The organism is Luteimonas sp. MC1750 (assembly GCF_016615955.1).
Lineage (GTDB): Bacteria > Pseudomonadota > Gammaproteobacteria > Xanthomonadales > Xanthomonadaceae > Luteimonas.
In genome coordinates this window covers 1947859-1973898 of sequence record NZ_CP067113.1, presented here as the reverse complement: position 1 = coordinate 1973898, position 26040 = coordinate 1947859, and the positions used below count along the sequence as shown (strand labels likewise).

Sequence of the window (26040 nt, the reverse complement as noted above, 5' to 3'; positions counted from 1 at the left end):
TCCTCGTGGTGGTATGGAACCGCATCGCGGCCCGGTGGGAGTGGATACGGAAAAGCCGCTGGAGATCCAGCGGCTTCCCGGTTTTACATCCGATGGTGCCGAGCAGTGATTACTGCTCGACGGCCTCGTCAGCGGCCTCTTCGGTCGCGTCGGCGGCGGACTCGGCGGCGTCGGCGGCGTCCTGCGCCACGTCGGCGGCAGCGGCCTCGGCCGAACCTTCGACCGCGGCAGCGGCGTCGGCGGCGGCATCGGCAGCGGCGTCGGCGGCAGCGGCGGCGCTGTCGGCGGCCGAGTCGGCAGCGGTGGTGCCGGCCAGGGCGGCGTCAGCGGCAGCCTGGTCAGCGGCCTCGGCAGCGTCGGCGGCGGCGTTGTTCGCCTGGTCCTGGTTCGAGCAGGCGGCCAGGCCCAGGCCCAGCGCCAGCGCGATCAGCAGCTTGTTCATGCTCATTGTTGCTTTTCCTCGTCGTGGAATTTGGTTAACGCACGAAAGTGCGCCGCATATCATGACGGCAACCCCCTCACGACTGTCAAGCGGCAGTGTGGGGCCGCCGTCGTCAAGGGATCGTCAACGGTTCAGGCAAGCTCCACCGCGATCGCCGTCGCCTCGCCGCCGCCGATGCACAGCGAGGCCACGCCGCGCTTGGCGCCGCGTGCCTTGAGCGCATGTAGCAGGGTCACCACCAGGCGCGCGCCGCTGGCACCGATCGGGTGGCCCAGCGCCACCGCGCCGCCGTTGACGTTGACCCGGTCGTGCGCGATGCCCAGCTCCTGCATCGGCGCCATCGCGACCACCGAGAACGCTTCGTTGATCTCGAACAGGTCGACGTCCTGCACCGACCAGCCGGCCTTTTCCAACACCTTTTCGATCGCCTGGATCGGCGCGGTGGTGAACCACTCCGGCGCCTGCGCATGGGTCGCGTGGGCGACGATGCGCGCAAGCGGCTGCAGCCCGCGGCTGCTGGCTTCGTCGGCGGACATGACCACGGTGGCGGCGGCACCGTCGGAGATCTTCGACGACGAGGCCGCCGTCAGCACGCCCTCCTTGCCGAAGGCCGCGCGCAGGCCGGGAATCTTCTCCAGGTTGACCTTGCCCGGCTCCTCGTCGGTGTCGGCCACCACGTCGCCCTTGCGGGACTTGACCGTCACCGGCGCGATCTCGTCCTTGAACGTGCCGTCGGCGATCGCCTTCTGCGCGCGGCGCGCGCTCTCGGCCGAGAACGCATCGATGGCCTCGCGGCTGAAGCCGAGCTTCGCGCAGGTGGCGTCGCCGAACACGCCCATGGCCTGGCCGTCGTCGGGATTGGTCAGGCCGTCATGGGCCATGTGGTCGAGGAACCCGGCGGTGCCATAGCGGATGCCGGTGCGCGAGCCGTTCAGGAGGTGCGGCGCATTGGTCATCGACTCCATGCCGCCGGCCACGACCACCTTGGCCGAGCCGGCCTTGATGACGTCGTGGGCCAGCATGATCGCCTTCATGCCCGAGCCGCAGACCTTGTTGATGGTGGTCGCGCCCGCGGCATCGGGAATGCCCGCCGCGCGCGAGGCCTGACGCGCGGGCGCCTGCCCGAGGCCGGCCGGCAGCACGCAGCCCATGATCACTTCGTCGACCTGGTCACCGGCCACGCCGGCATGGGCGAGCGCGCCTTCGATCGCCGCGGCGCCGAGGGTCGGGGTGGGCACGCCGGTGAACTGGCCGAGCATGGAACCGATGGCGGTGCGCTTGGCACCGACGATGACGACGTCGGTCATGGGAGGAGCTCCGTGGGGTATGTCCGGCCATTATCGCACTGCAGCATGGGCCCGCCACCGGCCATTGGTCCGAGACGCCGTGCCGGTTTGCGGCCGGCCCCACTTGGCCCGCCTGGCGTTTTCACGTAATCAGTGCGATCACGCCAGACCGCTCGGGGAGAGACGGACATGCCCAGGACCCACCACCGCCGCACGATGCCGCGGTCGCTGCCCTTCGCCGTGCTCGCCACGGCCATCCTCGCCGCCTGTGGAGGCGGGGGAGGCGGCGGCGGGGACAACATCCGACCCGATCCGCCCCCGGTCGCGCCGCCGCCGGCCACGCCGCCGCCCGTGGTCGGCACGCCGATCCCGGCCAACAGCGCGCACCTGCTGCAGACCAACGCGGGCGCTGCGCACCAGGCCGGCTTCACCGGCGCCGGCATCCGCATCGGCATCGTCGACAGCGGCGTCAACCGCAACCATCCGGCGCTCGCCGGGCGCGTGGCCGCCAACCTGACCTACATCGGCGGCAGCGGCAACAACCTCGCGGTGGACGACGTGGTCGGCCATGGCACGGCGGTGGCGCAGGCCGCGGCCGGAAGCCCGTTCGGGACCTGGCCCGGCGGCATGGCCCCGGGCGCCCAGATCGTCTCGGCGCGGATCATCAACGACAACCCGCCCGAGGACGACGGCTCGGGCGAGGGCAACCAGGTCGACGGCCCGCTGGGACTGGCCGGCATCCACACCGACCTGATCAACCGCGGCGTGCGGATCATGAACAACTCCTGGGGTGGCCTGTACTGGACCAATCCCAACGCCACCGCGGGCATCGCCTCCGAGTACCGCCGCTTCATCCTCGACAACGACGGGCTGGTGGTGTTCGCCAACGGCAACGCGGGTTTCAACGATCCGTCCGACATGGCCGCCCTGCCCAGTCAGCAGGGGCCCAACGGCAGCCTGCCGGCGGCGGAGCTCGAGCGCGGCTGGATCGCCGTCTCGGCGCTGGACCGCTACGACCCGACCCAGCTGGCGGACTATTCCAACGCCTGCGGGATCGCCATGGACTACTGCATGGTCGCGCCGGGCTCGGTTGTGGTGACCGGTACCAATGACGCGCCGACCTCGCCCGGTTACTGGCGCTGGACTGGCACCTCGCTGGCGGCCCCGCTGGTCTCGGGCGCCGCGGCGCTGGTCTGGGAGGCCTTCCCGTACTTCAACAACGACGCCGTGCGCCAGACCCTGCTGGGCACGGCCACCGACCTCGGCACGCCCGGCGTGGACCCGCTGTTCGGGCATGGCGCGCTGGACGCGGGCAAGGCGGTGCGCGGCCCCGCGCGGCTCGACTGGGGCGACTTCAGCGTCGCCTTCGATGGCGGCACCTCGACCTGGGGCAACGACCTGTCCGGCGACGGCCGCCTGGTCAAGGGCGGCACCGGCAGCCTGGTGCTCGATGCGGCCGCCGGCAATGCCGGTGGCGTGGTGGTGACCCGCGGCACCCTGGCCGTCAACGGCGCGGTCGCCGGCGACGTGCGCGTGGACGCCAACGGCCGATTCGGCCTCGGCACCCGCGTCGACGGCGACATCGACAACGCCGGGCGCGTCGACCTGCGCGGCACGGCCAGCGGCAGCAGCCAGACGGTGACCACGGTCGGCGGCGACTACCTGCAGCGCGACGGCGCCACCTTCGCGGTCTCGCTGGGCCAGCGCATGGACGTGGCCGGGCGCGCGCTCATCCAGGGCGGCGACCTGCACGTGGCCGGGGTCAAGCCCGGCTATACCACCGCGCGCCGCGAGGACCTGATCAATGCGGCCGGCGGACTGACCGGCATGTTCGAGGACCTGACCTGGGGCAGCGGCATCTTCCTGCAGGGCACCCTGCGCTATGGCGGCGACCTGGTCTGGCTCGACATCGTCCGGCTGGACGTGGCGGCCACGATGGCCGCCCTGGGTGGGTTCACGCCGGCGGCGATGGCCTCGGCCGAACGCGTCGAGCATGCCTTCCAGCTGCTCGACCAGCCGCAGGAGGGCGGCGTCGCCAGCGGCTTCATCCGCGTGGCCAGCGAGCTGCAGCAGGTCGACAGCGCCGCGCGCGCCGCGCAGGCGCTGTCCAGCCTGTCGGGCGAGCTGCACGCTACCTCGGTGGCGGCGACCCTGGACACCATCGACATGGGGCGGCGCGCGCTGTCCTCGCGCTTGGATGCCTTCGACGGCGGCGCCCACGGGGCGGGCGTGTGGAAGCGCAGCCTGGGTGCGGGCGGCGAGGGCGGCTTCGCGGGCAACGGCTTCGCCCTGGACGGCTGGATGATCGGCAGCGACAGCGCGCTGGGCGGTGGGCGCGTGGCCGGCTTCGCATTCGGCGAGGCGCGCGCGCATGGACGCGTCGATGGCCTCGGCGACCGTTCGCACGATCGGCAGACGTCCGGCACGGCCTATGCGGGCTGGGTGGACGGCAATGCCTGGGTGCTTGGCCAGGCCGGCGCGGGGCGCTTCGAGCGCGACGTCGAGCGCCGGCTGTTCGCCGGTGAGCGCAGCTCGGGCGTCTCGAGCCGCTATTCCGGCGACTACACCAGCGCGAGCGTCGAGGCCGGCTACCGGTTCGAGGCGGCGGGCTTCGCGCTGTCGCCGTATCTCGGCGCGGAGCATGTGCGCCTGCGCAGCGATGGCTTCAGCGAGAGCGGCGCCGACGGCTTCGGCCTGCGCGTCGGCGCATGGGACGCCGCGCGCAGCCAGGCGCTGGCCGGCCTGCGCGTCCAGCGCGCCTGGCAGGGCCTGGACCTGCATGGCTATGGCGAGTGGCAGGAGACGCTGTCGGCCAGCGGCTTCGACCTGCAGGCCGGCTTCGTGGGCGCCGACGCCTGGGCGCCGCTGCCGGGGCAGGCCGCGACCCGGTCGGGCGGCGTGTTCGGGTTCGGCGCGCGGACGTGGCTGGGGCACAACGCCCTGCTGGGGCTCGGCTACGACCAGCGCTTCGGCCCGCGCGGCCGCGACCGCATGGTGTCGCTGCGCTACGTCCAAGGGTTCTGAAGGCCGCGCCGGGGACCCTGACGGCGCCCGGGACCCTGTAGGAGCGGCTATAGCCGCGATCGCGACGGATCGTGCAGGGCGATCGCGGCTATAGCCGCTCCTACAGGAACACGGGGGCGGGGAGCCTCAGGCGCGGTCTTCGAACAGTTCGCGGCCGATCAGCATGCGGCGGATCTCGTTGGTGCCGGCGCCGATCGCGTACAGCTTGGCGTCGCGCAGGATCCGGCCGGTCGGGTACTCGTTGATGTAGCCGTTGCCGCCCAGCGCCTGGATGCCTTCCAGCGCCACCTGCACCGCGGCCTCGGACGCGTGCAGCAGGCAGCTGGCCGGGTCGATGCGCGAGCGGTGGCCGGCGTCGTAGTCGCGCGCCACCTGGTAGGCGTAGGCGCGTGACGACTGCAGCGCGGTGTACATGTCGGCGATCTTCCCCTGCATCAGGCCGAAGGTGCCGATCGCCGCGTCGAACTGCCTGCGCTCCCGCACATAGGGCAGGGCGGCATCGAGCGCGGCCTGCATCAGCCCGATCGGGCCGCCGGTCAGCACCAGCCGCTCGGTGTCGAGGCCGGACATCAGCACGCGCACGCCCTGGTTGACCTCGCCCAGCACGTTCTCCGCCGGGATCTCGCAGTCCTCGAACACCAGCTCGCAGGTGTTGCTGCCGCGCATGCCGAGCTTGTCCAGCTTCTGCGCGGTGCTGAAGCCCTTCATGCCGCGCTCGACGATGAACGCGGTCATGCTGCGGCTGCCGGCGTCCTTGCCCGCGGTGCGCATGTAGACGATCAGCACGTCGGCCTCGGGGCCGTTGGTGATCCACATCTTGTTGCCGTTGGCGACCCACGCGCCATCGCGCCCCGCTCCAGGACGGAATTCCGCGCGGCAGGCCATCGAGCCCACCACGTCGGAGCCCGCACCCGGCTCGCTCATCGCCAGCGCGCCCTTCCACTCGCCGCTGCACAGCTTCGGCAGGTACTTCGCGCGCTGCGCGTCGCTGCCGTTGTGGTGCAGGTTGTTGACGCACAGGTTCGAGTGCGCGCCGTAGGACAGACCGATCGAACCCGAGGCGCGCGAGATCTCCTCCATCGCCACCAGGTGGGCCAGGTAGCCCATCCCGCTGCCGCCGTACTCGCCGGGCACGGTCAGGCCGAGCAGGCCCATCTCGCCCAGCTTCGGCCACAGCGCCTGCGGGAAGGCGTTGTCGTGGTCGACGGCTTCGGCGATCGGCGCGATCTCGGCCTCCGCGAAGCGGCGCACGGCATCGCGCAGCGCGTCGAGTTCTTCACCCAGCGGGAAGGTGCGCATTTCGGTCACTCCAGTCCTGGCGCCCGGCGCGTCTGCGCGCGGCGCGGTGCTTCACAAACGAGGTTTTCGAAAACAACGACGGGGCACCAGGCCCCGTCGTCGATCACGGCTTCAGCGGTGCTTACGCGCCGCCGCGGATGCGGCCGTGGAAGCGCGGGGCGGTGCGGCCCATCGGCAGCTTCAGCTTGCCCATCACGTCGATGCGCTCTTCGGCCATGCGGTCGGCGGCCTTGTAGGTCGGGATGCCGTCGCGCTTGGCGATCTCGAAGATGCGCGTCAGGTTGTGGTAGATCGTGCGCATCTGGCGCATGGCGCGCTCGCGGTTGTAGCCGGTCATCTCCAGCGCCACGTTCATCACGCCGCCCGCGTTCACCGCGTAGTCGGGTGCGTACAGGATGCCGCGCTTCTCGACTTCATCGCCGATGGCGTTCGTCGACAGCTGGTTGTTGGCCGAGCCGCAGATGACCTTGGCCTTCAGCCGCGGCAGGGTCTCCTCGTTCACCGTGCCGCCCAGGGCGCAGGGCGAGTACACGTCGGCGTCGACGTCGTAGATCTCGTCCAGGCCCACGGCCTCGCAGCCGTATTCGGTGACGGCCTTGTCGACCAGCGCCTGGTTGATGTCGGTCACGAAGATCTTCGCGCCGCGCTCCTTCAGCAGCTTCACGTATTCCATGCCGACGTGGCCCAGGCCCTGCACGGCATAGCTGTAGTTGCCCACTTCCTCGTCGCCGAACCTGGCGTTGAGCGCGGCCATCAGGCCCTGCAGCGAGCCGTAGGCGGTGAACGGCGACGGATCGCCCGAACCGCCGTGCACCTGGTGCACGCCGGTGACGAATTCCGTCTCCTTGTAGACGTGCTCCATGTCGTTGACGTCGATGCCCACGTCCTCGGCGGTGATGTAGCGGCCGCCCAGCGACTGCACGGCCTTGCCGAACGCGCGGAACAGCGCCTCGGACTTGTCGGTGGCCGGGTTGCCGATGATCACGGCCTTGCCGCCGCCGATGTCCAGGCCCGCCACCGCGTTCTTGTAGGTCATGCCGCGCGACAGGCGCAGCACGTCGTTGAGCGCGTCCTGCTCGGTCTTGTACGGCCACATGCGCGTGCCGCCCAGCGCCGGGCCCAGCACGGTGTTGTGGATCGCGATGATGGCCTTCAGGCCGGCGTCCTTGTTGTGGCAGAACACGACCTGTTCGTGGCCGTAGGTATCGAGGTGCTCGAAAATCATTCGGGACTCCGCAGCCGGCTCAGCATCCCGCGCTGGGCGCGGGGTGGCCGGTGGTTTGGGTGGGGTGCTGGTTGTACGGCCGCCGGTGCACCGGACACGGGGTCCGGGAAGGCGACAGGCCCGACATTCTACGCCGCCGGCGCGGTGATTTCCCGTGCGTGCGGGTATGGCGGGATGCCGCAGCGCAGCAATCGCTCAGAGCTGCGATTCGAGCGGCAGCCAGCGGAACACCCAGGCCTGCAGGCGGCGCCAGCGGCTGGCGGCCGGCTCCGTGACGAGCAGCGCCGCCGGCTGCGCGGCGCCGTCCAGCCACGCCACGTCATCCCCGGCGTCCAGCACCACCTTCCAGCTCAGCGCCGGGCCGGCCAGGTGCAGGTACTCCGCGCGCAGGTCGGCGGCCAGGCCGGGATCGTCGAAGAAGACGCCCATCTCCGTGTTCAGCCAGGCCGAGCGCGGGTCGAGGTTGTAGGAACCGATGAAGCCGGACTGCGCATCCACCAGGAAGGCCTTGGTGTGCAGGCTGGCGCCGCTGCTGCCCGCGGCGCGGGCCCGCGGCCGCACGTTGGCCGGGCCCTCGGCATCGCCGTTGCCGTTGACGGCGGCCTCGGGCCGCAGCTCGTACAGGTGCACGCCGCCGTCCAGCAGCCGCCGCCGGTATTTCGCGTAGCCGCCGTGCACCGCCACCACGTCGTTGGCCGCCAGCGAATTGGTGACCACGCCCACGTGCACGCCAGCCGACGCCAGCCCGGTCAGCATCCCGGACGTGTCATCGCCCGGCACGAAATAGGGCGAGACCAGCAGGGCGGCCTGCCGCGCGCCGCGCAGCGCCGCGTCCACCTGGCCCACCAGCCAGTCCGTGGTGTCGTCGCCCGGCCGCTTGACCGGCGGATCGGAGACCACGCGGATGCGGTCGCTCCAGTGCGGCTCCAGCGACTGCTGCAGGTAGGCGCGCACCGTGGACGAGCCTTCCACCCGCTCCATGTAGCGCCGTGCGTCGGCCGTGCGCGCCTCGCCGCCGATCAACGCGACGGTGGCGCGGATGTCGTCCAGTCCCAGCGTGCCGAGGTCGGACAGCGGCACCACCGCGTCGCTGTTCCAGAACGCATCGAAGATGCGGCTGGCCTGCTCGACCTCGGGGCCGAACAGCAGCAGGTCGAGATCGTGGAAGTTGCTGGCGTCCGACGCGCCGAAGTACTCCAGCCCGACGTTGCGCCCGCCCACGATCGCCACCCGCCCGTCGGCGATCCAGGCCTTGTTGTGCATGCGGTGGTTGAGGCTGAAGCCGCGCTGCAGCATCTCCAGCAGGCGCGCGATGCCGTCGCGGTTGCGGAACGGGTTGTACAGGCGCACCTCGATGTTGGGATGGCCGTCCAGCACCAGCAGCGGCGTGTCCTTGCCGCCGGCGTTGATGTCGTCCAGCAGCAGGCGCACGCGCACGCCGCGCTCGGCGGCCAGCCAGGCCTCGCGTGCGAGCAGGCGGCCGGTGAGATCGTCGTGCCAGATGTAGTACTGCAGGTCCAGGCTGCGCCCGGACTGGCGCGCCGACATCGCGCGTGCGGCGAAGGCGTCGATGCCGTCGACCAGGGTGATCGCGCCGGTCTGGCCCGGATGCTGCGCCAGCAGCGGTGCCAGCTCGCGGTCGAGCGGGGTGTCGTCGCGGGCCACCGGCAGCGCCCACGAGGCCTGCCCGGTGTTGGGCGGCGTCAGCCGGTCGGCCAGCAGCAGGCCGCTGGCGACCAGCACGGCCAGCGTGAAGGCGCCCCAGAGCATGATGCGCCGCGCCCGGCTGATCACCCGATGTCCGTCCCCGTCCCCGAAGGCCGGCACTATAACCGCGCGCCATTGCAGGAGCGGCGGGTGTAAAAGGGTCGGCACAGGGGAAGCAGGCTCGATCCACGCCAGACAGGGAGCTCCAGGCATGGCCGCAGCACGTCCCGCACCGCCCCCGGCGATCGCCTCGCTCGACTCCGGCACGCGCCGGCTGTTCGACGCCCGCCCCGACACCGCCGACTTCCGCGACCGCATGTTCGAGCCCACCCTGGTCGACGTGCCCACCGAGTCGCCGCTCGAGCAGTTCCTCGCCCTGGGCATCCCGGTCCTCGACCAGGGCAGCGATGGCGCCTGCACCGCCTTCGGCCTCGCCACCGTCGCCCACGTGCTGCTGCGCCGGCGGCGCCCGCAGCCCGACGCCACCCGCGTCAGCACGCGGATGTTCTACGACATGGCGCGCCGCTACGACGAATGGGAAGGCGAGGGCTATTCCGGCTCCAGCTGCCGCGGCGCGATGAAGGCCTGGCACCGCCACGGTGTCTGTTCCGAGGACCTCTGGCCCTATACCCCCGGCCTGAAGCTCGAGCCCTACACCGACGAGCGCGCGCGCGACGCGCTGCGCAATCCGCTCGGCGCCTACGCCCGCGTCAACCACAAGGACCTGGTGGCGATGCACGCCGCCTTCGCCGAGACCGGCGTGCTCTACGCCTCGTCCGCCGTGCACGACGGCTGGGACGCACCCGCCGCCAGCGGCCGCATCCGCTGGGCGCAGCAGCCGGTGCTCGGCTGGCACGCCTATGCCATCGTCGGCTACGACCGCGGCGGGTTCTGGCTGCAGAACTCCTGGGGCGAAGGCTGGGGCCAGTTCGGCTACGGCTGGATCAGCTACGACGAATGGCTCGAGCGCGGCACCGACGTCTGGGTGGCGCGCCTCGCGGTGCCGGTCGAACTCGAACGCGCCAGCTCCGCCGCGGTCAGCACCTCGCCGCTGGGCCGGCAGTCGGTGGGCTATTCGCAGGCCGACCTGCGCCCGCACGTCATCAGCCTGGGCAACAACGGCGCGCTGCGCTGCGAGGGCCGCTTCGCCTGCACCCAGGAGGACGTGCGCAACATCGTGCGCCAGGACATGCGCGCGATCACCGCCGGGTGGAAGAAGAAGCGCGTGCTGCTCTACGCGCACGGCGGCCTGGTGCCCGAGGATGCCGCCATCCAGCGCGCCGCCGACTTCCGCCAGACCATGCTGGCGCAGCAGGTCTACCCGCTGTGCTTCATCTGGAAGACCGACCTCTGGTCCACGCTCGGCAACATCCTCAAGGACGCCGCGCGCCCGCGCAGCGAGGGCGTGATCGACGCGGCCAAGGACCTGCTGCTCGACCGCATCGACGACACCATCGAGCCGCTGGCGCGCGCCATCGGCGGCAGGCTGATGTGGGACGAGATGAAGGAGAACGCCCGGCTCGCCACCACCGCGGTGTCGGCGGCGCCGGGCGGCGGCTTCGTCGAGAACGGCGGTGCGGCCCAGGTGGCGCGCCTGCTGGACGAGTGGCGGCGCGCGGATCCCGACGTCGAGATCCACCTCGCCGCGCACAGCGCCGGCGCGATCCTGATGGCCCCGCTGCTGCAGCTGCTGACGCGGCCGGGCCAGATCATCGGCGGCCCCGCGCAGGGGATGCTCGGCATGGGCGGGCGGGTGGCCAGCCTCAGCCTGTGGGCGCCGGCGCTGGACATGGACAGCTTCATCCAGGCCTGCCTGCCGGCCATCGAGTCGCGGGCGGTGGAGCGCGCGACGCTCTTCACCCTCACCGACGCCGCCGAGCAGGACGACCACTGCCTGCGCATCTACAACAAGTCGCTGCTGTACCTGGTGGCGCGCGCCTTCGAGCAGCAGCCGCGCAACTGGATCGACCGCCGCCTGCGCCAGGGCACGCCGCTGGCCGGCATGGCGCGCTTCATCGAGGCCCGCGAACCCGCCGACCAGGCCTGGGGCTACGAACGCGTGCACAAGGCGATCGCCGAGGGTCGCCTCGACTGGGTGCAGTCGCCCAACGACCGCCCGCTGGGCGACGCCGGCGCGGCGCGTGCGACCACCCACGGCGGCTTCGACGACGATCCGGCGACGGTGGCCGCGCTGGTGGCCACCGTGCTCGGCAAGCGGCGCAGCGGTGCACGCGTGGGCCTGCACGCGTCGGCGGAAACACGCGCGCAGCGGCGCCGGCGCTTCACCGCCGGGCTTGCCGACTAAGCTGAACAGGTTCAGGTGGACACGGTGGTGCGGGAGGCGCGTCGGTGGTTGAATGCGCTCGCCGGGCGGCCTGTCCCCGCCCATTGGATCCCGATGCCGAATACGACAGCGCCTGCAGTCAGGGGCTTCGATGCCACGAGCGTGCTTGCAGAGGTCCGCAGCGCCACGCGTGGTACCCACGACGCCCTTGATGCGCTGCTGCCGCACGGCCTGCGGAATCTCCGCGACTACCGCCGCTACCTCGGCGCACTGCTGCCGCTGGCCGAATGGCTTGCGCTCGGCCATCGCGGCGACTGGTCCGGCCGCGACGCGGCCTGGCACGACGGCGTGCGACTCGACTGCCTGCGCGCCGACTGCGCGACCCTCGGCGTCGCCAGCGCGGCCACCGGCGCCCCCGCGCCCGCCAGCCGTGCGCACTGGCTCGGCGGCTGTTACGTGATCGAAGGCTCCGCGCTCGGCGCGCGCCTGCTCGCGCGCGACGTCGGCGCGCTCGCCACCGCGCACCCGGAGGTCAGCGGCGCGCGCCGCTTCCTCGACCACGTCACCGCGGACCCGCCGCGCTGGGGGCGTTTCGTCCGCCTGCTGGCCACGCTGCCCGACGCACACGCCGCCGCCGCCACGTCCGGCGCACGCGATGGCTTCGCCATCGTCCATTCGCGACTCGCCCCCGGAGGAACCACGGCATGAAGCCAGACCCCAAGCTGTCCGCGCCCGACCTGTCGCGGCACGCACTGTCGGAGCAGAGCCCGTCCGCGGACGCCCGCTTCGAGCACGCCCTCGCCGAATGCGCGCGCGAGCCGATCCACGTCATCGGCGCCGTGCAGCCGCCCGGCGTGCTGCTGGCCTACCACGCCCGCGACCTGCGCATCCTCGCCGCATCGGCCAACGCCGTGGAGCTGTTCGACGCCGGCGACATGGCCGCGCTGCTGCACCAGCCGATCGAGGCGCTGCTCGACCGTGCGTCGCTGGCCGCGGTCAACGCGGTGCTCGCGCGCGGTGAAAGCGGTGCCTCGCAGTTCGCCTGCGCCGCCAACGTCGGCCCGATGGGCGCGCTGCACGACATCTCCACCCATGCCGCCGGTGGGCTGGTGCACCTGGAGATCGAGCCTTCGGGCCTGGGCCAGGCGCTGGAAGGCGGGCACGCCATGGTCTCGGGGCTCGACGCCGCGGCCGGCAACGGCGACTTCCTGCCCAGCATCGCCCGCCAGGTGCAGCGCATCTCCGGCTACGACCGGGTGATGGTCTACCGCTTCCTGCCCGACTACAGCGGCGAAGTGGTGGCCGAGGCGCTGGCCGGCGGCCTGGCCTCGTACGAGGGCCTGCGCTACCCGGCGTCCGACATCCCGCCGCAGGCGCGCGCGCTGTACCTGCGCAACCGCGTGCGGGTGATCGCCGACGTCACCGCCGAGCCGCAGCCGCTGATGCAGTCGCCCGAGCTCGAGGGCCCGCTGGACATGAGCTTCGACGTGCTGCGCGCGGTTTCGCCGGTGCACCTGCAGTACCTGCGCAACATGGGCGTGGCCGCCTCGATGTCGATCTCGCTGGTGGTCGATGGCCGGCTGTGGGGCCTGGTGGCCTGCCACCACGGCAGCCCGCGGCCGGTGAACGCACGCCAGCGCACCGCGCTGGAGATGGTGGGCCGCCACGCGTCGATGATCCTCGACGCGCACGAACTGCGCGGCTCCGCGCGCATCGACGCCGTGCGCCGCAGCCATCGCGACGCGCTGGAAGGGCGCCTGCACCGCGCCGCCGGTCCGGAGGCCGCCTCCGCGCTGCTGCCGGAGATGCTGGACCTGGTGCTGGGCTCGGTGGAAGCCGATGGCGTGGCGGTGTGCCTGGACGGCGGCTGGCACGTGCACGGGGCCACCCCCGATGGCGAAGGCCTGGCGCACGCCCTGGCCTGGGCCGGCACGCAGGGCCATGCCGGCGCCGCCGCCACCGCGCGGGGCGCGGACTGGCATCCCGACGCGCAGCCGGACGCCTGCGGCCTGTTCGCCGTGCGCCTGGGACAGGGCAGTGGCGTCTGGCTGCTGCTGTTCCGCCGCGAGCAGCGCGAGACCCTGCGCTGGGCGGGCCGCCCGGACCGCCCCTTCCAGATGGATCCCGACGGCACCCATATCGGCCCGCGGGCCAGCTTCGAGGCCTGGGAAGTGGACGTCAGGGCCCTGTCCGCGGCCTGGACCGGCCGCGATTTCGAGCTGGCCCGCCGCCTGCGCATGGTGGTCGAGCGCTACATCCCGGAGCAGCCGCTGCGCGGCACCTGCGGTGCCGAGGACGGCGTGCGCAGCGACAGCGACCGCTCGATGCTGCGCTGGGACGCGCGCGAACACGCCACCCGCCTGCGCCGCCTGGCCGAGCTGCTCGACGGGGCCTCGCCCGAGCGCGGACGCCTGGAGCGCCTGCGCGCCCTGCTGACCCAGATGGAAGACGAGCTGGGCGCCATGGCCGACGCCCTGGACTGACCCCGGCACGGGACGCGCCGGCCATGCGCCGGTGCGCGCCCGGGCGGCGCGTGGCCGCGGGCTACAATCGGACCGTTTTCCATGGATTCCGACGGTTCCCGATGAGCGTTCCCGCCAGCCACACCCCCGTTGCCACCCGCGCCGAAGCCACGCCGCTGCGCTTCGTCACCGCCGCCAGCCTGTTCGACGGCCACGACGCCGCGATCAACATCATGCGGCGGCTGATCCAGGCGCAGGGCGCCGAGGTGATCCACCTCGGCCACAACCGCTCGGTGGAAGACGTGGTGCGCGCCGCGCTGCAGGAAGACGCCGACGGCATCGCGCTGTCGAGCTACCAGGGCGGCCACGTCGAATACATGAAGTACATGGTCGACATGCTGCGCGAGCGCGACGCCGGCCATATCCGCGTGGTCGGCGGCGGCGGCGGCACCATCACCCCCGAGGAGATCCGCGAGCTCGAGGCCTATGGCGTGGAGCGCATCTACCACCCCAACGACGGCATGAAGCTGGGCCTGGTGGAGATGATCGAGGACGTGGTGAAGCGCGTGTCCGGCGCCCGCGACGCACAGGCTGCCGCGGCGCGCGAGCCCGCCAGCACCCGACCGTCGATGGACGACGAGATCGCGATCGGCCGCGTGCTGTCGGCGCTCGAAGACGGCGTGTATTCCGAGTCGGAGCTCGCCATGCTGCGCAAGCAGTGGGCCTCGGGCGCGGCCGGCCATGACGGCCCCACGCCGGTCATCGGCATCACCGGCACCGGCGGCGCCGGCAAGAGCTCGGTCACCGACGAGCTGCTGAACCGCTTCCTGGCCAGCTTCCCGCAGATGCGCATCGCGGTGATCTCGGTCGACCCCACCCGCCGCCGCACCGGCGGCGCGCTGCTGGGCGACCGCATCCGCATGAACTCGCTGCGCAGCCACCGCGTCTACATGCGCTCCATGGCCACCCGCCGCCAGAACGTGGCGACCAATGCCGTGCTGAAGGACTGCATCGGCTTCCTGAAGGGCCTGGGCTACGACCTGGTGATCGTGGAGACCGCCGGCATCGGCCAGTCCGACTCGGAGATCGTCGACCTGGTCGACTTCCCGATGTACGTCATGACCAGCGACTACGGCGCGGCCAGCCAGCTCGAGAAAATCGACATGATCGACTACGCCGAGCTGATCGTGCTCAACAAGTACGACAAGCGCGGCGCCGAAGACGCCCTGCGCGACATCCGCAAGCAGTGGAAGCGCAACCGCGTCGCGTTCCAGACGGCCGACGAAGACGTGCCGGTGTATCCCACCATCGCCAGCCAGTTCAACGACCCCGGCGTGAGCTGGATGTTCGCCAACCTGTGCCGGCTGCTGCGCGAGAAGGTGCCGGCCCTGGCCGAGGCCGGCGCTGGCGCGGCGTCGGACGGTGCGGCCGCGCGCAGTACATCGCGCTGCGACTTCCGCCCCGACATCGACACCTCGCTGCGCGAGCCCCGCGCCACCGTGCTGATCCCCGGCAGCCGCATCCGCTACCTGGCCGAGATCGCCGAGCAGGGCAGGGCGATCAACGCGTCGATCGAGAAGCAGGCCGAGGCCGCCGACCGCGCGCAGGCGTTCTGGCAGTCGCTGCAGGAACTGGGCGACGACAGGCTGCCCAAGGCCCTCGACCTCTTCAACGGCGAGGACCTGACGGTGGAGGGTGACCGCTCACTCGCCACGCTGCGCCAGCGCTACAACGACGCCGTCCAGTCGCTCACCAGCGAGAACCTGCGCAACCTGCGCGAGTGGCCGGCGCGCCTGAAGTCGATCACCGACGAAGTCACCGAATACCAGGTCCGCGGCAAGGCGATCCGCGTCGAGAACTACCGCGAATCCCTCAGCCACCAGCCGATCCCCAAGATCGCCGCCCCCACCTACAAGAGCTGGGGCGAGCTGCTGGTGTTCCTGGGCAAGGAGAACCTGCCGGGCAGCTACCCCTACACCGGCGGCGTGTATCCCTACCGCCGCACCGGCGAGGACCCGATCCGCATGTTCGCCGGCGAAGGCACGCCCGAGCGCACCAACCGCCGCTTCCATTACCTCTCGGTGGGCCAGCCCGCCGCGCGCCTGTCCACGGCGTTTGACAGCGTCACCCTGTACGGCGAAGACCCCGCGCCGCGCCCGGACATCTACGGCAAGATCGGCAACTCCGGCGTCAACATCCCCACGCTCGACGACATGAAGAAGCTGTACTCCGGCTTCGACCTGTGCGCGCCCACCACCAGCGTCTCGATGACGATCAACGGCCCCGCGCCGATGATCCTGGCGATGTTCATGAACTGCGCCATCGACCAGCAGGTGGAGAAGTACGTGAAGGCCGACGACGCGCGCTGGGCGGAGGCGCAACAAAAGATCGAGGCCTTCTTCGAAGGCCGCGAGCGTCCGAAGTATTACGGCGAACTGCCGCCCACCAACGACGGCCTGGGCCTGGCCTTCCTCGGCATGACCGGCGACCAGCTGGTGGACGCCGAAACCTACGCCCGCATCAAGGCCGAGACGCTCGCCACCGTGCGCGGCACCGTGCAGGCCGACATCCTGAAAGAGGACCAGGCGCAGAACACCTGCATCTTCAGCACCGAGTTCGCGCTCCGCATGATGGGCGACATCCAGCAGTACTTCGTGGACCAGAAGGTCCGCAACTTCTACTCGGTGTCGATCTCCGGCTATCACATCGCCGAAGCCGGGGCGAACCCGATCAGCCAGCTGGCTTTCACCCTCAGCAACGGCTTCACCATCGTCGAGTACTACCTGGCGCGCGGCATGAAGATCGACGACTTCGCGCCCAACCTGTCGTTCTTCTTCTCCAACGGCATGGACCCCGAGTACACCGTGATCGGCCGCGTGGCCCGCCGCATCTGGGCGCGCGCCATGCGCGAGCGCTACGGCGCCAACGACCGCAGCCAGATGATGAAGTATCACATCCAGACCAGCGGCCGGAGCCTGCACGCGCAGGAGATCCAGTTCAACGACATCCGCACCACGCTGCAGGCCCTGTACGCCCTGTTCGACAACGCCAACAGCCTGCACACCAACGCCTACGACGAAGCCATCACCACGCCGACCGAAGAGAGCGTGCGCCGCGCCGTGGCCATCCAGATGATCATCAACAAGGAGCTGGGGCTCAACTTCATCGAGAACCCCTGGCAGGGCAGCTTCGCCGTGGACTACCTGACCGACCTGGTGGAAGAGGCCGTGTACAAGGAGTTCGAAGCCATCAGCGAGCGCGGCGGCGTGCTGGGCGCCATGGACACCATGTACCAGCGCGGCAAGATCCAGGAAGAGAGCCTGTACTACGAGCACAAGAAGCACGACGGCAGCCTGCCGCTGGTGGGCGTGAACACCTTCCTGCCGAAGGAGCACGCGGGTGAAGTGACCACCGAGATCGAGCTGATCCGCTCAACGGAAGAAGAGAAGGGGCAGCAGATCGAGAACGTGCGGCTGTGGCAGACGGCCCGCAACGTGCTGGCGCCGGTCGGGGAGACCGAGCATGCGCACGTGGTGGAGGATGATGCCGCGGCGGCGACGGAGCCGCATGACGGGCGTGGGCTGGGTTATCTGCAGAAGACGGCGCGGGAGCGCAGGAATGTGTTCGAGGCGCTGATGGAGGCGGTGAAGACGCATAGCCTGGGGCAGATCAGTCATGCGCTTTATGATGTGGGTGGGGAGTATCGACGGAATATGTAGCGACACGTCCGGACGCGAGTTAGTAGGGCGCCGGATTTGCTAAAGCCCCCAGCCTGCACACGGTCCTTGGCGCACCGGCATGCGGGTACTTCTAAAGCTTACTTGCCAGTCGGAGCACGGAGGCTCACGAATCATTTGGTTCTAACTGGTTTGCGATGCATAGCCGGTCGCTGCTTTATATGTCCAAAACCTAACCCGTTTTCTGGAAGAAGCCCGTGACGAAAAAGTCTGCAAAAATCGCGCCCGTTAAATCAGGCGACAAGTCCGCCGAGAAGAAAACGTTTGCGCTGTCGAAATCCATGATGGCAAAGCTGCCGGAGCTGGAGCGCCCGACCGCGAGCACGGACCTCTGGGGGAAATCTGCGGGAATGTGTGCGCTTTGCGGAAATGCTCTCGACCCAGACGCATTAGATTCAATCGTTCCAGACCATAGAATTGCAGAAACCGACGGCGGAAGGACCGAGCTTGCCAATCTTTATCTGGCACATCGTACGTGCAACTCGTCGCGACAACATTTGGATTTCAACGTTGCGCAACCGTTAGCGAAGTTTCAAAGTCTCGCCGCTCAAAAGGGAGCCATCGACTTTGACCAGGTCCTTGATACATTCCTTGCTTATAGTCGACAACCAATCTCCTATAAGGAAATTGGCGGCGATCGTGCGGAGGTTGGCTTTGGAAGCCAAAAACTGCAAGTGCCGCTCTGGGCAGATCCGGCCACCGGAGTAAAGTATTTCTTCGCTGAGGTGCCAACCTCATACATATTTAATGACACCCAGATTCAACCCCGCAAGATTATGCCCGCTCATGTGCGAAAGCTGGCAGTCGACTTCTTGGAGCGCCCTGTTCATGAGCCAAGCAACTGCCGGCTGGTTGCCAATCTGAAATCAGCCAAGCTTCTTCAGTTCGACGGCCAACACAAGACTACTGCGCAGATTCTTCTTGGCCGCGAGCATCTGCAGATGAAGGTCTACGTCGAGCCGTCAATCGACATGCTCCAGGCTCTAGTCATAAAGATTCAGCAGGAAATCAAAAAGCAACCGCTTACCAAATCAGACACGCTTGCTAAGATCAGCGACGTCATGCAGCGATACCTAGATGGTTATGTTGCGCAGGCAGGTAAGATTCGGACTGAGAAGGGGCTGATAGAGAGCCAGAAGGGAACGAAGGAAAAGAAGGTTGTCAAGGGGCTGTATTTTGACGATTTGCTGGGAATCATTTTCTTCGATCAGGACAACAAATTAAGTGCCGCCGTGCGTCCTGGAACAAAAGATGCTCCGACATCTGACAAAATTGTCATCCAGAAGATCATCGCTCCCTTGGTGTATAAGCAGCCTCTGGAAGTTGATATGGACTCTTCGAATGCTCGAGACATTGAGCGCTCGAATATTCTATTTATTCTTAACAGCATCGCGGAGTTCATGCTTCCTCCAACTTGGAATAAGCCAGGAAGTGAAACGCAGAAGAGACGCGCCGATGCTTTTTTTCAGCAAGGCTCGATTGGCTGGTGGATGAACGAGATCCTGATCCCCTCCCTGCGCTATATACTTACGAAGATCGGTGATAAGAAGCCACTTCTAATTGAGGAAATGGACGAGACGCAGAGAAGTCACGTCGTCACAGTGATAGAGACCCTTTGCAGCTGGCCGATATGGTCCACTGAGGAGCCTAGTCACCTCAGGGCTATGCGTAGTAATACAATCCAGAACGTAGCGGATGAATTTCCCGACTACAACGACAAAAAGTTGCTAAGTACCCTGAAATAGAGGGAGCAAGGGCTCGAAGGTGTCGGCGCCACCGCTGTCGGGAAGTTGGCTGTCAAATCAATGGCTCTGGAAAGCAGTTGGCGTAGGTCTTGGGGTGTCTACCGGCCGGGCAAGCTTATGCGGCACGATCGCACCCCGAAACAAACGCATCGATTTCCTCCTCTCGCCAGGTTTCCAGATACTTCCCGGCACCTTGCGCGTTTAGGGTTTTTATGAAGGTCCGAAATCTCTCTTGCGACGCCCTCAAGGCTTCATTCTTTGCTAGCTCTCGGACGATGCCTTGGGCCAAAGGGAGTCGGGCGCCTACTGTTGGACGCTCTACGAAGTTTGCCCTGAGGTCCGCACGAGAAAGGATGAGCTTCAAGGCGGCCGCGGGGTCGTCCGGGATGAGCATTGAAGCAATCTGGTGATTCCACCAGAGTCGCGCAATAGCGTGGTCATCTCGACATCCCGTCCAAGTAGACGCGAAGAAGTGTGTGCGGATCGTTGCCGCCAGCTTCGATTCGGCGATATTTGACAGCCAGCGCGCGCGCGAGTAGGCAAGACCTTCGATATGGCTAAGCCTGACCCAGATCCGGTTCTCTCTCGCGAGGGAGGGGGTCAGCTGGGATAGCGCGCGTCCAACGATCAGTGAGTTATCGACCTCCGCCTCATGGCCCCTGTCCGAAATCAATTCGGAAAGCAGCCCAAGATCCGCGGAGATCGATAGGGGGATCCGCCAGTCCCCAGTCGCCTCAAGATCTTCGAAGCTGCCTTCAAGGTAGCGCTCGAGATGCTCCTCAACGTTGTCCGCGAGGAAGTCGGCCGTCTGTTGGCCAACATACATAAGCTTGCTCATTGTTCCCCTTCCTTGAACATTCCCTGCAGCAGCCCCAGTGGGGCGTCCAGCAACTTCTGGGCAGCAAACGCGAGGTCTGTACCGGAATCGATGACAATTCCTTCGTTGCTGCAGCGCGCTTCGATTACCCGATGCCATCGGTGCGCTTCATAGCCTGAGTTGCGCATCGCATCGAGAGCAGTCATGACAGCCGGCAGGAAGAGTGAGGGCAGCAGAATGTCGCGCATGCTGGTTCCGCGGATCCCGTAGATCATGGTGTAAAGCTTTGGATTCACCTCGATGCGGATCGCCTCGTTGTCCAACTCGACGAGGAAGATGCCCTCTCCGACATTTTCGCTGGAGACCAGATGGAAAATGGATTCCATTGGCAGAAATTTGTCGAGACCGGCCTCGAATGTGTGGATTGTGCTTACGGCAATGACGTCGCCTCTGCGCACCACTCTCGTGTGCGGCGGATAGTCTTCCGGAATGGAATCCGATTCGAGGGGTACGTTATCTTCAGATGCGGCAAGCACCGCCTGCACAGCTACCCGGCCGCGAAGTTCGCCGTATGGAAAATCCAGCGAGAACGCTTCAAGTCCGACCGGAAAGAAGCGCTGAAAGTAAGTTTCGAGGCACTCTACGACGACGCCGAGCGTCGCATGCTGAGTAGTCACCAGTTGCCGCACGGCTTCGTCATCGAGAGTGCATGCGCCCTTGAGCTCTACGGCACCGGCGTCGGGCGCCTCTCCAACATCGATCGTGATGTCGAAGGTGCGGTCGCCATAGTCTTCGGTGTGCGGCGACAGGATGGGGTGGGCGAAGGTGGTAGAAGGTCTAATCAGCATTGGGAGCCTCCTCCACCTTGGTGAGAACCACACGGATAGGGCCCGTGTAAGATTCTGCGAACTCCACTGTCACAGTCTTTCTTTCGCCTTCGTTCAAGTGGATTGACGGCGTCTTGGCGCACTTGTGACTATTGAGCGTGACAATGTCCAATGGCTCATCGCTTGCCGCACCGATCAGAAGTACTTCAAGTCGGGCAAGACCGGATTCGTCCGATTCCAAGCTGATAGTCCGGAAGCTCGTCGACGCAGGATCCGGGATGTGGCTGCGTAATCCGCGGAAGCTGATCGCCTTGCCGCCGCGCCCTCCATGCAGGCCGCGCCCGCGACCGGCGCGGGTGCCCGTTGTTTTGCCACCTTTTGACCCCTTCTGCTTCTGGCCGCCAGCGGATCCACTGTCTCCGTCCGGGCCGCTGCCGACGCGGCGCCGAGCCGAAGTCGTCGTCTTCAGTTTGATCCGCTCAGGATTCGTCTGGCTGTTGGACGGGTCCTGGATTTCCTTGCCGGTTTCGGGAGACGAGAAGAACCTGTTCATCTCGTCCAGCAGCATTTCTGCTTCGGGAGGAGTTGAGGTTTCCGCCCGGATGACGTCCCGCAACCACGTGCCCAATTTCCTCATGCTGGTCTTCGCCAGCGCTTTCGCTTTTGTGTCGTCGAGCCTGTCCGCGGACAGTTCGTCATGACGCGGATTTTCGAGGTCGCGCACCCGGCCGCTTGTGGCAACATCGAGCGGCTCGACGACTCCAATGAAGTCACGCGACAGACTGAAGCGGGCGAGGGGATGAGTGAAATGTCGCAGGTGGTCTGTGAGGTACATCCCATTGCGAAGGAATCCGATCCTTCTGGGCAACCCCGCTCCTTCGAGAAGCCGGAATCTGAAGTTTCCGAATGCGCCAAAGTTCTCCTCGAAAACTTTGGTTTCAGGAGAAGTCAGAGCCTGGTACATGGCCGAGGCGAATGAGAGGTCGGATATGGAGCCGGTTTCCTCAGCCGCCTTCCGGATCGCCTCGTGCGCGAACAGTGCTTCAAGGGTATCCGGCGTTATCCCGATCGATGGGCCTCTCTCGCGGATGACCTCGAACGTCACACTGCCTTCCTGCACAGCGGCGAAGAAGTTGCGGACAAGCGATTCCGCCATCTGCCATTCCCAACCGTCCTCATGCTGGAAGCCGAGGGAGGCCACAGTGGTCCCTGGTTCCGTTCGATGCAGCCAGGTTGGAAGTGCCTGCGGGTTCTCCACAGCCTGGAAGTCACTGAGGCCGCAGTACCCGATCCCGCGCTTCTCGATGTTTCGCGCGTCGGTATGGGAGACAAGAATTGCCTTGCCCTGCGCCAGGTATGAAAGGCCCGTGCCTTCCTGATAAAGCGTGGAGTAGAAGACGGTCCGCAGCTGCGACACGGCGAAGGCGGCGTTCTTGCCGATGCCGAAGGAGCCCCCGGCATCCGCGCTGCTCTTCTGGCTGACACCGGACCCCTTCACCAGCGCGTGGAACGGTCTTCCGGCCACGGACGGACCTAGTAGGCCGGTCGTTCCGTAGTCCTCGACGGTCAGCACGCTGACCGAGCGCTCCCGGAGGGCGCTGGTCGCGATATCGAAGAAGACCGCGTCCTTGCGGATGCCGCGCTCTTTGGACCTTGCGAGACAAGCGTCCAGAGTCTGCTGCAGCATGTCCACCTCAGGAATTGTGTCCCGGGGAACTAACTGCTGCCGGAAGACCATCCTGATGGGCCGATGCGAGCCATCTTCAGCTTTCAGGCACGCATCAAGGCTGTTCTGGGCGCTCTCCCGCGCGAGGCCTGGGTACGGCGACCCTTTGAATGTCTCGATGCCTGCATGGCCGAGACCTTCCTCCTCCTGCCCCTCATTGGTCAGGAATCTCCACTCGAGTGTCATTGGAACCCCCTGTTCCGTCAGTGTGTGCTGTCAGTGCTCCAGCGGCCCCAGCAGAGCTGGACGTTCGCTGCGGATCGACCGGTCAAAAAATTCCCTGAAAGAGAGCACATTATCCTGCCCTTTGTAGAACGCCTCATCGCTGCTCTTGAGCAATTCCGGCACTACAAGTCGGATCCCGAGTCCGGCCATTTCCTGGATGGCAGAAGGTGCCACGCGGTCGTCAACTGTGGCCAGATAGACATCGCAATTGAGCTGCTCGCTCGACACCTGTTTCCATCGCTCGCGCAAGGTGGTTTTTGCAGCCAGCACCAGCGCGTCTGACCGATCCCTTCCCTTTTTGCGAAGCGTGGGGAGATCAGGCAATACGAAATCCGGGCGTCGACCACCCGTTACCGCCTGCTCCTGGAAGCGCACGTTTCCCGCTGTTAAGGCCGCGGCGATGTGGTGCTCGAAAGAGCGGCCGGCCCGTGTCTTCCGCTGCTGGCTTGCGCTCAGGAGGATGGCATCGATGTCGGGGTATTTGCGCACCACGGTCGAGGCCAGGTCGGCGCCGCCGACGAGAATCGCGAGCAACTCCGAGGCGCGACGCTTCAACTCGTGCGCCCGGTAGAGTCGGTACTCGATTTCCCGGCTGATTTTCATGATGGCGTCGCCCGGCGCGCTTATCTGCCAAGGATCGAAGGAGTCCCGGCCGTTCGCGCGTAGCCACTCGTCGCGTGCCTGGTTGGCAATCGTGCCCGGATCGGGAATCACCGAGTACGTGGTCACGAGTTCATGAAGGGTGCCATTCCGGATCGCGGATCGGAACTGTTCGATCAGGCCCTCCAGCTCATCCTGGTTTGCGCGGCGCGCCGCGCCGAAGCTGTCGGCGCGGAAAAGCCCGTGATGGAAGTCGACCGGAAGATCCAGCAGGGTTTCAAGCAGCTCGGCCTCGTCGCCTGCCGAATCCAAAACCACCGCCCACCAGCTGCAGGTTGCCGTCGGACGGGTCAGCCTCCCTGCAAGAAAGAGCGAGGCTGGTGTCAGCTCACGGAAAAGATCCTTGAGGAGCCGTGTGAGGTGGGTCTCAGGTCCCTTGTTGCTGTAGTGACGGAGGTTCGAGCGGGTGACTTCGCCGGTCTGGGGCCACAGCACGTCCATGCCGGCAACGAAGATATGCGGCTTGTCTGGATTGCTTGCCTCGAGCGGGGGAAAGAATCCGGAATCCCGGAGTTCGACGGGGATGTACAGCCCCGCTTGGTGTTTGCCCTGATCATCCGCCCACGACGTGTCGTTGCGGGCCAGCTTCTTGACCAGAAGCTGGTCGCTGTCAGTTGCGAGCGCTTGGATCGTCCACCAGAGCGGAGAGCCGTCCGCAGCTTCTTCAGCGACGCGGCCGCTTTCTCCCAGCTCAAGCATCCCCTGCTTCGCCATTCGAATCCCCCTTCCGAATGCGTTCTGCCAACGCAATGATGACGGCGTCACGCGCGTCCGTCGAGAGCCCGCGCAACTGGCACTCCCATATCGTCTCCACGCCCCAGCCCAATGCGATCAATTCGGACTCTTTCCGTCCGTCGCGTTCAGCATTGGCGTCAATCTTCGCCCTCCAGAACTCTGGCCGGGTCTTGGGCAACCTGAACAGGTAGCAGTCGTGCCGATGCCAGAAGCAACCGTGCACAAAGACAACGGTGCGATATTTTGGCAAAACGATGTCCGGCCGTCCCGGAAGTCCCGCCCCGCCAAGCCGGTAGCGGAAGCCCATAGCGTGGAGGCCACGTCGGACCTCCAGTTCGATCTTTGTGTCCTTCCCTTTGATGCGTGACATCAGCGCGGAGCGCTGCTCCGGGCCGATGATGTCCGCCAAAGTCAGGCCACCCGACGCTCGGGACGGTCTTCGGCGATCGCGGCCAGACATGGCACCATCATTTCCGCCACCGCACCGATCACCGGCACAACTACCGAGTTGCCGAATTGCTTGTACGCCCGCGTATCCGACACCGGAATGCGGAATGTGTCTTCATAACCCATAAGGCGCGCGCATTCGCGTGGCGTCAGCCGGCGCGGGTTCTTCCGCACTCCCTGATTCACCAGGATCTCCGATCCATCCTTGTAATACCGCGCGGACAGAGTGCGCGCCGTGTCCATCCTCGTGACGAGGCCGAAGCCGAAGCCGTTGCCTTTTTCGCGGTGCTTCATCGCGTAGTTCTGGAGGTACTCCCACAATTTGTCCGAGAGCGTGTAACGGTCAGGCACTTTTCCCTTGACACCCTCGGTGTAGGGGGCGCTGTCCACTTCCGAACCATCCTGCGGGTGGAGGATCGAGGCGAGCTTCGGCCCGTCCGCAAGAGGTGGGAGTTCGAGGTCGTCCCAATTGAAGGGCACCTGCTCGCGGAAGCCCACGATGATGATGCGCTCCCGATGCTGCGGCACGAAATGCTTGCCGTTGATCACGCGGGTGTGGACGGTATAGCCGAGCTCGTTCTGCAGTACGTCGATGATGGTCGAAAAGGTACGCCCCTTGTCATGGCTGACGAGGTTCTTCACGTTCTCGAGCAGGAAGGCCTTTGGGCGTTTTTCGGCGATGATCCGGGCCACGTCGAAAAAGAGGGTGCCTTGCGTCTTGTCGGCAAAGCCGTGCGGCCGCCCGAGCGCGTTCTTCTTGGAGACGCCGGCAATCGAGAACGGCTGACAGGGGAAACCGGCGAGCAGAACGTCGTGGTCCGGCACTTCTTTCTCGTCCACCTGGGTGATATCGCCGGCGAACATGTGTTCCGGCCCGTCGTGGAAGTTCGCTGCGTAGGTCTTCTGCGCGTAGGCGTCCCACTCACTGGTAAAGACGCAGCGTCCGCCCAGATTCTCGAATGGGATGCGGATGCCTCCGATGCCTGCGAAGAGGTCGATGAAGCGGAACGCGGCCGGCCCCGACGCGGGCTCCCCCAAGGGCAGGAGCCGCTGCCGTATGGCGTCGGCAATGTACGGCTTGGGCTCCGTTTCGCGGACCTGCCACCGTCGGACGGTCTTGGGGTCCACACCGAGCGCGAGAGCGACCTCTTTATGACTGAATTGCCTGAGGGCGCGGTCGAGCAGGGCGTAGACGTCCATGGGGCACTCCGGGAAACGTGGGGACATTCTGTCTCGAAATGTCCCGTGGGGGAAGGGCAAATAGAATGGGCGCCCTCAGCTGCTGTGGCAGGGAGGAGAGCTGTGCAGGCAGCCGTTGGCTCTCGGGTAGAGCCGCTTCGCGGCAGCGACTGCGGTCATGCGGGAATGTGTGTGCTTCATCCCATGCATTTC

The 26040-nt window shown here is 67.0% G+C and carries 17 protein-coding genes; 6 read left to right on the top strand and 11 right to left on the bottom strand.

The window, feature by feature from the left end; genetic code table 11:
- Window positions 1–109: 109 nt before the first annotated feature.
- Window positions 110–448 (bottom strand): hypothetical protein, encoded by a 339-nt coding sequence (locus JGR68_RS09205; RefSeq protein ID WP_199361742.1) that lies wholly within the window; start codon window positions 446–448, stop codon window positions 110–112.
- 125 nt (window positions 449–573) lie between these two features.
- Complete coding sequence (locus JGR68_RS09200; protein ID WP_199361743.1) at window positions 574–1749, bottom strand: acetyl-CoA C-acyltransferase; 1176 nt, start codon at window positions 1747–1749, stop codon at window positions 574–576.
- 168 nt (window positions 1750–1917) lie between these two features.
- Between JGR68_RS09200 and JGR68_RS09195 the strand changes: the two genes are divergently transcribed.
- Window positions 1918–4752, top strand: a complete 2835-nt coding sequence (locus JGR68_RS09195) for an autotransporter serine protease (RefSeq protein ID WP_234446479.1) — start codon at window positions 1918–1920, stop codon at window positions 4750–4752.
- A 126-nt stretch (window positions 4753–4878) separates the two neighbouring features.
- Here the strand turns inward: JGR68_RS09195 and JGR68_RS09190 are convergent, their stop codons facing one another.
- The 3 genes from JGR68_RS09190 to JGR68_RS09180 form a co-directional block, all read right to left on the bottom strand.
- Window positions 4879–6051 (bottom strand): isovaleryl-CoA dehydrogenase, encoded by a 1173-nt coding sequence (locus JGR68_RS09190; RefSeq protein ID WP_199361744.1) that lies wholly within the window; start codon window positions 6049–6051, stop codon window positions 4879–4881.
- 121 nt (window positions 6052–6172) lie between these two features.
- Window positions 6173–7276 carry a Glu/Leu/Phe/Val dehydrogenase gene (locus tag JGR68_RS09185; protein ID WP_199361745.1) on the bottom strand — a complete coding sequence of 368 codons (1104 nt, stop codon included), beginning with the start codon at window positions 7274–7276 and terminating at the stop codon, window positions 6173–6175.
- Window positions 7277–7471: 195 nt separating this feature from the next.
- On the bottom strand, window positions 7472–9046 hold the full coding sequence (locus JGR68_RS09180; RefSeq protein ID WP_234446478.1) for a phospholipase D family protein: 1575 nt from the start codon (window positions 9044–9046) through the stop codon (window positions 7472–7474).
- 148 nt (window positions 9047–9194) lie between these two features.
- Between JGR68_RS09180 and JGR68_RS09175 the strand changes: the two genes are divergently transcribed.
- The 5 genes from JGR68_RS09175 to JGR68_RS09155 all read left to right on the top strand — a co-directional run bounded on the left by JGR68_RS09175 (window position 9195) and on the right by JGR68_RS09155 (window position 19211).
- Window positions 9195–11288, top strand: coding sequence for a C1 family peptidase (locus JGR68_RS09175; RefSeq protein ID WP_199361747.1), 2094 nt, complete (start codon window positions 9195–9197; stop codon window positions 11286–11288).
- 141 nt (window positions 11289–11429) lie between these two features.
- Window positions 11430–11975 carry a biliverdin-producing heme oxygenase gene (locus tag JGR68_RS09170; RefSeq protein ID WP_199361748.1) on the top strand — a complete coding sequence of 182 codons (546 nt, stop codon included), beginning with the start codon at window positions 11430–11432 and terminating at the stop codon, window positions 11973–11975.
- The gene (locus JGR68_RS09165; RefSeq protein WP_199361749.1) at window positions 11972–13750 is read left to right on the top strand and encodes a GAF domain-containing protein; all 1779 of its coding nucleotides are present in this window, start codon (window positions 11972–11974) and stop codon (window positions 13748–13750) included. The genes JGR68_RS09170 and JGR68_RS09165 overlap by 4 nt, the downstream gene beginning before the upstream one ends.
- Before the next feature lie 101 nt (window positions 13751–13851).
- Window positions 13852–17448 (top strand): methylmalonyl-CoA mutase family protein, encoded by a 3597-nt coding sequence (locus JGR68_RS09160; RefSeq protein WP_199361750.1) that lies wholly within the window; start codon window positions 13852–13854, stop codon window positions 17446–17448.
- Window positions 17449–17663: 215 nt separating this feature from the next.
- Complete coding sequence (locus tag JGR68_RS09155) at window positions 17664–19211, top strand: HNH endonuclease signature motif containing protein (RefSeq protein WP_199361751.1); 1548 nt, start codon at window positions 17664–17666, stop codon at window positions 19209–19211.
- Window positions 19212–19326: 115 nt separating this feature from the next.
- On the opposite strand, the gene JGR68_RS09150 is transcribed toward JGR68_RS09155, so the two are convergent.
- From JGR68_RS09150 to dcm, 6 genes are read right to left on the bottom strand one after another with little or no spacing between them, the layout of a single operon-like run.
- Window positions 19327–20049, bottom strand: coding sequence for a DUF6339 family protein (locus tag JGR68_RS09150; RefSeq protein ID WP_199361752.1), 723 nt, complete (start codon window positions 20047–20049; stop codon window positions 19327–19329).
- A complete protein-coding gene (locus JGR68_RS09145) occupies window positions 20046–20876 on the bottom strand; it encodes a hypothetical protein (RefSeq protein ID WP_199361753.1) in 831 nt (276 codons plus the stop codon). Before JGR68_RS09145 ends, JGR68_RS09150 begins: the two co-directional genes overlap by 4 nt.
- On the bottom strand, window positions 20866–22767 hold the full coding sequence (locus tag JGR68_RS09140) for a hypothetical protein (protein ID WP_199361754.1): 1902 nt from the start codon (window positions 22765–22767) through the stop codon (window positions 20866–20868). The genes JGR68_RS09145 and JGR68_RS09140 overlap by 11 nt, the downstream gene beginning before the upstream one ends.
- Window positions 22768–22797: 30 nt before the next feature.
- On the bottom strand, window positions 22798–24180 hold the full coding sequence (locus JGR68_RS09135; RefSeq protein ID WP_199361755.1) for a type II restriction endonuclease: 1383 nt from the start codon (window positions 24178–24180) through the stop codon (window positions 22798–22800).
- Complete coding sequence (locus JGR68_RS09130) at window positions 24158–24610, bottom strand: very short patch repair endonuclease (protein WP_234446477.1); 453 nt, start codon at window positions 24608–24610, stop codon at window positions 24158–24160. The genes JGR68_RS09135 and JGR68_RS09130 overlap by 23 nt, the downstream gene beginning before the upstream one ends.
- A gap of 2 nt (window positions 24611–24612) precedes the next feature.
- A complete protein-coding gene (gene dcm, locus JGR68_RS09125; RefSeq protein WP_305067842.1) occupies window positions 24613–25848 on the bottom strand; it encodes a DNA (cytosine-5-)-methyltransferase in 1236 nt (411 codons plus the stop codon).
- Window positions 25849–26040: the final 192 nt, after the last annotated feature.

Excerpts from the sequence above, each read along its gene's own strand:
- JGR68_RS09140 (WP_199361754.1), bottom strand. The coding sequence starts at position 22,767 with ATGACACTCGAGTGGAGATTCCTGACCAATGAGGGGCAGGAGGAGGAA.
- JGR68_RS09180 (WP_234446478.1), bottom strand. The coding sequence starts at position 9,046 with ATGCTCTGGGGCGCCTTCACGCTGGCCGTGCTGGTCGCCAGCGGCCTG.
- JGR68_RS09200 (WP_199361743.1), bottom strand. The coding sequence starts at position 1,749 with ATGACCGACGTCGTCATCGTCGGTGCCAAGCGCACCGCCATCGGTTCC.
- JGR68_RS09150 (WP_199361752.1), bottom strand. The coding sequence starts at position 20,049 with ATGAGCAAGCTTATGTATGTTGGCCAACAGACGGCCGACTTCCTCGCG.
- JGR68_RS09195 (WP_234446479.1), top strand. The coding sequence starts at position 1,918 with ATGCCCAGGACCCACCACCGCCGCACGATGCCGCGGTCGCTGCCCTTC.
- JGR68_RS09190 (WP_199361744.1), bottom strand. The coding sequence starts at position 6,051 with ATGCGCACCTTCCCGCTGGGTGAAGAACTCGACGCGCTGCGCGATGCC.
- JGR68_RS09160 (WP_199361750.1), top strand. The coding sequence starts at position 13,852 with ATGAGCGTTCCCGCCAGCCACACCCCCGTTGCCACCCGCGCCGAAGCC.
- JGR68_RS09145 (WP_199361753.1), bottom strand. The coding sequence starts at position 20,876 with ATGCTGATTAGACCTTCTACCACCTTCGCCCACCCCATCCTGTCGCCG.
- dcm (WP_305067842.1), bottom strand. The coding sequence starts at position 25,848 with ATGGACGTCTACGCCCTGCTCGACCGCGCCCTCAGGCAATTCAGTCAT.
- JGR68_RS09185 (WP_199361745.1), bottom strand. The coding sequence starts at position 7,276 with ATGATTTTCGAGCACCTCGATACCTACGGCCACGAACAGGTCGTGTTC.
- JGR68_RS09205 (WP_199361742.1), bottom strand. The coding sequence starts at position 448 with ATGAGCATGAACAAGCTGCTGATCGCGCTGGCGCTGGGCCTGGGCCTG.
- JGR68_RS09165 (WP_199361749.1), top strand. The coding sequence starts at position 11,972 with ATGAAGCCAGACCCCAAGCTGTCCGCGCCCGACCTGTCGCGGCACGCA.
- JGR68_RS09135 (WP_199361755.1), bottom strand. The coding sequence starts at position 24,180 with ATGGCGAAGCAGGGGATGCTTGAGCTGGGAGAAAGCGGCCGCGTCGCT.
- JGR68_RS09175 (WP_199361747.1), top strand. The coding sequence starts at position 9,195 with ATGGCCGCAGCACGTCCCGCACCGCCCCCGGCGATCGCCTCGCTCGAC.